Annotated in this window: 6 protein-coding genes; 2 read left to right on the top strand and 4 right to left on the bottom strand. The window is 35.3% G+C overall.

Annotated elements, in window-relative coordinates; all coding sequences use genetic code 11:
• Nucleotides 1–878 precede the first annotated feature (878 nt).
• The 3 genes from ACFPOH_RS11740 to ACFPOH_RS11730 all read right to left on the bottom strand — a co-directional run bounded on the left by ACFPOH_RS11740 (nucleotide 879) and on the right by ACFPOH_RS11730 (nucleotide 4,737).
• Nucleotides 879–3,212, bottom strand: coding sequence for a carbohydrate-binding domain-containing protein (locus ACFPOH_RS11740; RefSeq protein WP_390309794.1), 2,334 nt, complete (start codon nucleotides 3,210–3,212; stop codon nucleotides 879–881).
• Between the two features lie 67 nt (nucleotides 3,213–3,279).
• Complete coding sequence (locus tag ACFPOH_RS11735) at nucleotides 3,280–3,963, bottom strand: DUF4956 domain-containing protein (RefSeq protein ID WP_390309792.1); 684 nt, start codon at nucleotides 3,961–3,963, stop codon at nucleotides 3,280–3,282.
• A 72-nt stretch (nucleotides 3,964–4,035) separates the two neighbouring features.
• Nucleotides 4,036–4,737 (bottom strand): polyphosphate polymerase domain-containing protein, encoded by a 702-nt coding sequence (locus ACFPOH_RS11730; RefSeq protein WP_390309790.1) that lies wholly within the window; start codon nucleotides 4,735–4,737, stop codon nucleotides 4,036–4,038.
• 218 nt (nucleotides 4,738–4,955) lie between these two features.
• Between ACFPOH_RS11730 and ACFPOH_RS11725 the strand changes: the two genes are divergently transcribed.
• Nucleotides 4,956–5,636 (top strand): response regulator transcription factor, encoded by a 681-nt coding sequence (locus ACFPOH_RS11725; protein WP_390309789.1) that lies wholly within the window; start codon nucleotides 4,956–4,958, stop codon nucleotides 5,634–5,636.
• Nucleotides 5,620–7,011, top strand: coding sequence for an ATP-binding protein (locus ACFPOH_RS11720; protein ID WP_390309787.1), 1,392 nt, complete (start codon nucleotides 5,620–5,622; stop codon nucleotides 7,009–7,011). The genes ACFPOH_RS11725 and ACFPOH_RS11720 overlap by 17 nt, the downstream gene beginning before the upstream one ends.
• A 226-nt stretch (nucleotides 7,012–7,237) precedes the next feature.
• Here ACFPOH_RS11720 and ACFPOH_RS11715 read toward each other — a convergent pair whose 3' ends face one another.
• Complete coding sequence (locus tag ACFPOH_RS11715; RefSeq protein ID WP_390309786.1) at nucleotides 7,238–8,362, bottom strand: IS4 family transposase; 1,125 nt, start codon at nucleotides 8,360–8,362, stop codon at nucleotides 7,238–7,240.
• Nucleotides 8,363–8,549: the final 187 nt, after the last annotated feature.

Genomic DNA, 8,549 nt, shown 5'->3' with positions numbered 1-8,549 from the left:
TTCTGCAAGTACGCCCAAAAAAGGACAAACAGAATATTTGTAAACCAAAGATACAAAATACCCCAATTTATTTGGGTTTCTTTTAAAACTCTTTTTAATAAAAATCTAATTTTGCAAAACTCTCATAATGTAAAAGTCTTTAGATTTATTTCATCTTATGTCAAGTTTTTTGAAGTTTACATCAAGTTTCCTTTATTTTTTGTCAAGATCGAAATTATCTAATCCTCTAAATTAAAGACAATCCTTGAATTCCCTTGACAAGCTCTTTCTTCCCCGCGTCAAGTTCCCCAGATTTCGTGTCAAGCTCATTTTATTTCTTATCAAGCTAAGATAGCATCTAAACCCTTCTATGCAAGACAATCCTTGAATTCCCTTGACAAGCTCTTTCTTCCCCGCGTCAAGTTCCCCAGATTTCACGTCAAGCTCAATTTTATTTCTTATCAAGCTAGAGGGAATTTTAATTATTTTTTTAGGTAACTCTTGCATGGTTCAAATTCTTCATATCTCGTGTCAAATACACCGAATTCCACCATAAAGTTTCTTTATTTTCCACAATTTAGAGAGTATATGAAGCAGTTTCATGTCTATATCCTTTAGAAAACAGCCTATTCACCTTTATAATAAGTTGATCAGAGTCTAAATCAGTCTTCCCACATTTTTTATTTGTAAGCGTAAAATAACGGGGCTGTCTAGAAAGTTATCGACTTTCTGGACAGCCCCACCTCTTATATTCATATTTTCTTAAAAATCTTTGCCCCTGCCGTTTCACTTTCGGGGCAGAAATATGCTCCTGCGGTGGTCACATCAAACGCGCCTCCTCGTGGCAAAGTGGCCGTCTCAAAATGACTTTTCAGACGGCCATTTGATTAATTCACGATTTATTTTTCTTCTGCTGAATTAGTGTCTGTAGGTTTCTCACCAGTGGGTTTTTGCCCTGTTGGTTTGTCGCCTGTTGATTTTACATCTGCTGATTTTTCCTCTACGTTATTTTCGTTCGTTGTTCCTTGGTTTGATCTTCTGCCCATAGGTCCTCCAAAACCAGGAGCATTACCCTCAGTAACACCATCTTTATCTAAGTAAGTCATTACCTCTGATAGGGTAAAATCTACCGATAATGAACCTTCTGTATAAGTAGGGTTTTCATATAATCCATCGGTTGATTCACCTGTTAAAGTTCCTCCCATGTGGAAAGTATAGGATTGATTCAATTTTAAATCTGGTGTACTAATGACAATATTTTGGAAATCTTTTTCAGGAGCAATTCCAAAGATTGCTTTTCCGTCTTTGCCTGTTACATATACATTTGTATTGGCTTTTTGGAATTCATCAAAAGTCATCATAATCGCATTTTGACTTGAATCGTCAGAAACGCCTAGTGCCATTCCGCTACTGCCTGATGCAACAAGAATACCACCTTCAATAGTGAAGGTTTTATCGTAATCAAGTGGGCCATTAAAGTTTTCTGTTGGTCCATAGACAATCACTGTTCCGTCTGTCATTTTGATGGAACCATTTGAATCGAGTCCATCTCCATCTGCATTGACGTATAAATAGCCACCTTCAATTAACAATAAGCCTTCATCTTCACTTGATTTTTCTTCTGTTTGATTATCAGAGTTGTCTGCTCCTGGAGGAGTTTGCATTCCAAAACCGCCTCCTGGTGGCATGCCGAATCTTTCACTACTTTCCGAATTGATATTGACTCCATCATCTACAGCATGAATATGATAAGTTCCACCTGTAATAGCGATTTTTTTACCTTCTAATCCTTCATAACTTTTTGCAACAGTTACGTTACCACCTTTTAATGTGACAGTTTCATCGCCATGAAGGCCATCATCACCAGTGGAAATCTGAATATTTCCATCTGAAATGGTAAGATCTTTACTATGAACTGCATCATCTAAGGAATCGATATTAATTGTTCCACCTAGAATATAAAGGTTTGTTCCAGCCTTAATTCCTTTTGTGCTAACGGTGTCTTCTTCTTCAGATTGATCTGTTGAGTTTTCAGCTTGTTGAGGAGGTTCACTATCTCCATTATTTTGAGAGGAAGATGTTCCTTTCGAATTACTTCCTTCTCCTTGGTTCGCGTTATTGCTAGCAGAACCTTGTCGCATGCCACGACCACCGCCACCAGGCATTGGCATATTTTGTTGAAGTTGTTCCATCAAATCTGGATTTGCTTGTAAAATGGAGAAAACTTCATTCATTGTTTCTGCTGATTCCAATTGTTTTTTCACTTCATCGGAAGCATCGATATTATTCAATAAATCTTTAATCATATCTTGAGGGTTAAAATTGCCACCTGGACCACCTGGAGGCATTTCTTCTCTTACCTCGATTGTTTCAGGACTACCCCCACCAGTTGTAATGTTGTATTTTCCATCGCCAATTGCAACGATTTTTTCGCCTTGAACACCATCACCTTCAGAGTGAATGGTGAAGGTACCACTTTCAAGTACAACATTTCCTTTTGATTCATCTTCGTCATTGGAAGATTTTAATCCATCGCCTCCACTTGTTACATCAATCGTTGCATCTTTAACGGCTAATAAGTCTTTCCCAACGATTCCGTCGTCAACAGATTTAATCTGGATGTTTCCTCCAGTAATTTTTAGATCGTCGTTACTTTTAATGGCATCGTTATAATGACTTTCAATAGTTAAAGAACCAAGACCATTAATTGTTAAATCATCTTTGCTATAAATTGTTGCAGATGGTTCATCTGTGCCTTCTTCATATACATATTTGGATGCATCTGAAAGGGTATTTGTTGTCTTCTCCTCAAGAGAGATAATGGTTTGATCCGCTTGTTTCACAAAAATAGGTGCAGATGTAGATGACTTAATGGTAGCACCATTTAATACAAGACGAACATCCCCAGAATCTTCCGCATCAATGATGATTTGTCCATCTTCAAGTGTACCTTCAATTACAAAAGTGCCTGTAGTACGAATAAAAATTTTGTTTCCTTCTACAAAGGCACCATCATTTCCATCAACGGTTGCTGTCGTCCCATCTAGTTGAATTGTAGTGAAAGCATCATTTTGCCAAGGAGAGTAGTAGTCACTTTTCTTATACGTAACGAGACTACTAATTAAATCCTGTTCTTCTGAGGATGATGTATTCGAATGATTTGTACAGCCACTTACTAGTAATGAGGAACCAAGGAATATAGGCAACAGTATTTTAAATTTATTCTTTGCCATACTAGTCCATCCTTTTTATATAGTTTAATAACAAACAGTAGGGACTCCCTACTGTTTCATTTGTTCTTTATGCTGTAAAGTTTCCATCATAACTTAACATAACTGCTGATTGAATACCTTTTAGGTTTGAAAGATCTGTTACGATTTTTGAATGATTTTCTTTTACTCGGATTTCGTAAGTGATTTCTGTTTCATAACCTTGAATGATGGAATTTGATTTTAAAGCGAATTTTTTCACGCTTTTCGCAAGTAATTGTTCGATTTCTTCATTTGTAATATCGTTACTGTATTTAATAACTAAAAGATAAGGGTTTTCAACTTTAATTTTATTTGCAAATAAGATAATCACAAGACCAATGATAATAGAACCTACAACTGCTAATACAATTAGTTCTGCACCGCAAAGAATACCAACAATGACTGACCAGAATAAATAAATTAAATCCATTGGATCTTTAATCGGTGTACGGAAACGAACGATTGATAACGCACCGACCATACCAAGAGACAATAAGATGTTTTGACTAATACCCATGATTACGAGTGCAGTTGCCATTGTCATAATAATTAACGAAATATTAAAAGAATGGGAATAAATAACACCTTTGAAAGTCTTCTTATAAACAAAGTAAATAAATAAACCGAGTATTAATGAACTGATGATACAAATTACCGCATCGGTTACCGAAATCGTCGTTGTTTTTTCTAAAAAGCTTGATTTAAAAATATCTGAAAAATTTAATGTTTCCATTATTTCCTCTCCTTTTATTAATGTTGTTCTTTTCTAAGTGACAACCTATAGATTGAAAGATTCTAAAACGCTTTATCCATACATCCGACTTAATTGATATTTTGAATAGGCTTCTTGTCGAGTGTCGGATAATTGTAATAAATACTTAATGGTATTTGGGATATATTCATCGTATTTCACTTCTAAAATGACAAGGTTAGGTTCTAATGCATCAACCATTGGCAAATGTTTATTGAACATGTCCGTATTTTGGAAACTGGTTTGGACTTTCATATCAAAAGTAATGCGAACATTACCATAAGGGTAAATGTAGGCTTCTCGTTCATAATCAACGACGACTTTTGGTTTTAACTGATGATAAAACATTTCAAAATATAAATCTTGAATCAGTTGTCGCTCATCACATTTCATCCATTCAATATCTCCAACGCGCATTTGTTCAAATTCTTTCCTTGTAATACGACATTTTGATTTGAAAGTTAAATTGTTCCGTTTACTTTTCTTTTCGAGATGAATAACGGAATCGCTTAAACCATAAATACGCACGCGGTATTTATCACGATTTAAAAATCCTTCTTTTTTCTCAATCAGTACTTTATTATCGAAGTTATCAAAATAAGTTGAGCGAATTAGATATGTGCCATTCGGTCCTGCGTTAGGATCAAGTTTCATAATGTGACGTAATTTTTCACGCAACACCAAATATTCTGCTTTCGAAATGGCATGTTTTAACTCTTTACGTCCATTAGGATTGTAAGATGTTACACTCGGCATTTTTTCTCCTCCTAAGCCTTCATTGAACAATGACAAGTTTAAGATGTGATTATGTCAAATAGATGTCAAAATGAAATACTTGCAAAAAAATTTATATGATATTTTAGAGGTAACCATGATTGTCTATTACTTTATATATTGACTTCTTTCTGACTTACTTTTGTGATAATTTAATTTGATGAAGAAATGTTTTAAAGAACATTTTGGAGGTTCGGGAGATGAAGATTTTAGTAGTGGAAGATGAATATGCGATTAGTCAAGTGTTAAAAGTATATTTAAAAAAAATAGGATATGAAGTGATTCAAGTGTATGATGGAAATGAGGCATTACCTCGTTTTAGAGAGGAGTTTCCAGATCTCGTGCTTTTAGATGTGATGTTACCAAATAAAGACGGTTGGGAAATTTTAGAGGAAATTCGGAAAGAAAGTAATTGTCCTGTCATAATGCTAACGGCCCTTTCGGATGTAAATTATCGATTGGAAGGATTAAATGAAGGAGCGGATGATTATATTTCAAAACCGTTTGTTGCCGATGAAGTAGTTGCTCGAGTGAAAGCTGTATTAAGGCGAGTTCAAGGAAACAATGATCATCCAGTGAAACGGTACGGACAACTAGAAATCAATTTAAAATCCCATCAAGTGTTACTAAACGGAAAAAATATAAATCTAACGCCTCGGGATTTATCGGTGCTATTATTTTTATCCGAAAATCCCAATCAAACTTTTACAAGGGACCAATTAATCGAACACATTTGGGGCTGGGATTATGAAGGAAGCGATCGGGCTGTCGATTTAGCCATTAAACGAATTCGAAAAGCTTTGCAAGATTGGCCGAGATCGGAAGGGGAAATAAAAACACTTCGAGGATTGGGGTATCAATTAAGTGTTTACGAAAAATAATAAGAGAATTTCGTTACGCAGCTATTGGACAAGTCGATATTTAGTGACGCTTTTTTTAGGGCTTACGGTGATTGCAATTATTTCAGCTTTATGGATACGACATAATACGTTAGAAAATCGTTTGAATATGATGGAACTTATGGCAGATAATTTGAGTAATCGAATTGTTGCAACAAATGAACACCAACCACCTCCAGATTTTTTCCAAGAGAAAAATGCGAAGTTAGATATTTATCCAATTATGTATATAGTAGATACAAGTGGTGATATTGTTTCACGGAATCGTCCAGGACCTTTAATGAAACAATTTGATTCTTCAATATTAGAAGCAGAAGAACCTTATCTAAAAATAACGTTAATGAATGAAAGGTTTTATTTAGTAAAATCCCCTATTGAAATTGATAATTCTATTGTAGGATGGGTTGTGCTAATGGATTCAAAAGAACATTTAACCCATGTGGAACAAGAATATACCCAATTGGCCATCATGATTATCAGCCTTGCATTGCTTGGATGGGCTGCAATTTATGTGCTTTCTAGTCGATTATCGAAGCCCATTAAGGATGTTGCCGAAGCAGCGAAACTTGTTTCTGAAGGAAACTATCAAATAGATATTCCGAATAATGGTAAAGAAAAAGAAGTATTTGAATTAATTCAATCTTTTAAGGAAATGACACATAAATTGGAAAAACTAGAGTCTTTAAGGACGGAACTTCTTGCTGGTGTAACCCATGAGTTAAAAACTCCAGTTACAGCCATTAGCGGATTACTACAAGCGGTAAGAGATGAAGTTGTAACAGGAGAAGAAGCGAAGGAATTTTTAAATATTTCATTAAATGAAGTAGAAAAAATGAAAAAAATGGTAGAAGACTTACTTGCCTTTAATCAATTTGCAACAAATGCAGTGATGGTTCTTCATAAGGATTATTATGATATCAATGAAGTTGTGGAAGATGCGGTGTTTACGTGGCAAATCGCTCAGCAAGATGAAGGGATTGAAATTGAAATCAATCAAATTTCAACCCCAACTGAAGTCTTGGTCGATCCCCTTCGCTTCCAACAAATCATCACTAATTTGCTTAATAATGCAAAAAGTGCAATGGATAATCAAGGGGAAATTCGAATTACCATAATGGAAGAAAATCAGCAAATAGCAATTGATGTTGTAGATACGGGCGGGGGAATTCCAGAAGAAGAACAGCCTTATATATTCGAGCGCTTTTTCAGAGGAGAAAATAAAAAATTGAAAGTTCGAGGTTTAGGGCTTGGTTTAACTTTAAGTAAAATGATTGCCAATGCTTTAGATGGTGATTTAGTTTTATTGAAAAGTTCGGAGGAAGGTACAACTTTCCGAATTACTTTATTAAAAAAATAAAGAAAAGGCGGTCAAACATATTCGTAATTTTTGAAAGATGAGTGATCGCTTTTTTTAATTATTGTATCATTCAGATTGTATCACTAGTGTCGCATAAATAGTTTCTGAAATTTCAGTTTTTATTTTTTCTACGAAATAGAAAAAATTGAAAATACCTAAACAAAGGTAGTAAACATCCATTTTTTTACTATAACTTGTGACTAGTGCAACAACAACAAATAAACCCTTATGGGACGCTTTTTCCCTCAATTTTTCGTAACCAAATGTGAGCGGATTTCCATAAAAAGGCCTTTAAATAGCGAGTAATTTGTATGTAGCTTCGATTGCTATTTGTGTTCAACTGTGCTAACACATTTAGACAATATACAATCATCGCTAGATACACTTGGTTGTGTACGGCTTGTTCACTATGTCCATAAAACTTTTTGATGTTCAAATGCTGTTTCATCCATTTGAAGAACAATTCAATAGCCCAGCGTGATTTATAGATTTCTGCGATTTCATCCGCACTCATGTCGAAACGATTCGTCAGTAGATGCAGTTCGTTTCCTTTTGTATCAACCAATTTCAGTAAACGGAACGCATTCTCAGAACGATTTTGTGTAGTGCCAATGACCACCATTTCATCAGACAAAACAGATGAATTTTCTGGTAGTGAAAAGGTCTCCAATACACGGACTACAGCGTTTTTCCGTAAACGGGAAACAAAGAAATAGCCATCATCCGTCATACGATCAAAGCGCTCGTAGTCTAAGTAGCCCCGGTCGAACACATACAGGCATTCTTGATCGTCGATGAATATCTCTAATTGCCCTCGATCATGTTCAATGGCGTTCGTCAATGTGGCTTTGTCTGGGTAAGAGTACCCTTTTTCCATGAAAACAAGGCGCAAGTGCAACTTGACACCTGATTTTGTTTTTCGAAACGTTGCCCACGGATAGTTGGCTAAAGGAAGTGGTAATGTACTCGAATCAACGATTTTGAGTGGTGTTGTCACTTTTCTTCGCTTTTGAAAATGAGTTTTCTCATGAATTTGGACCACTAAATCAAGAAAAATGGTTTGAAAGAAAACAGTAGGAATCGAATTGATGCGTCTTCCTAACTGTGAAAAGCTAATCGATTCTAATCCCGTTGCACGTTGTAATTCTTCGGAGAAGACAGCGTCGCTCAATGCTCGCAAACTCTCTGTTTCATGAAGTTGAGCATATAAAAGGAGTTTCACAAAAGAAGCCATATAAAGCTTCTTGGTATAGCGATTTAATTGATGTGTTTTCACCAATTCCTTAAATAAGGAAGAATTAATGGGTGAAAACCATTGTTCAAATGATGTTTTTCGTGTAAACTTATCCATACATGTGTTCCTTTATTTTGGATTTGGATAGGTTTACTACCACCAAACCATTATAAAGGATTTTTCTGTGAAAATAATTTAATTCCACTTAGCCCATGAATAGCTTCAATCTATTGAGGGTAATATATAAATAACCTAAAAAAGACAATAAGAAAGCAGAGCTACCTAATGGAAGGTAACTTTGTTT

The sequence above is a fragment of the Ureibacillus suwonensis genome (genome assembly GCF_042655065.1).
Taxonomy (GTDB): Bacteria; Bacillota; Bacilli; order Bacillales_A; family Planococcaceae; genus Ureibacillus; species Ureibacillus suwonensis.
Note: the sequence above shows the minus strand (reverse complement) of the source record. Positions and strands in the feature narration are given on the sequence as shown.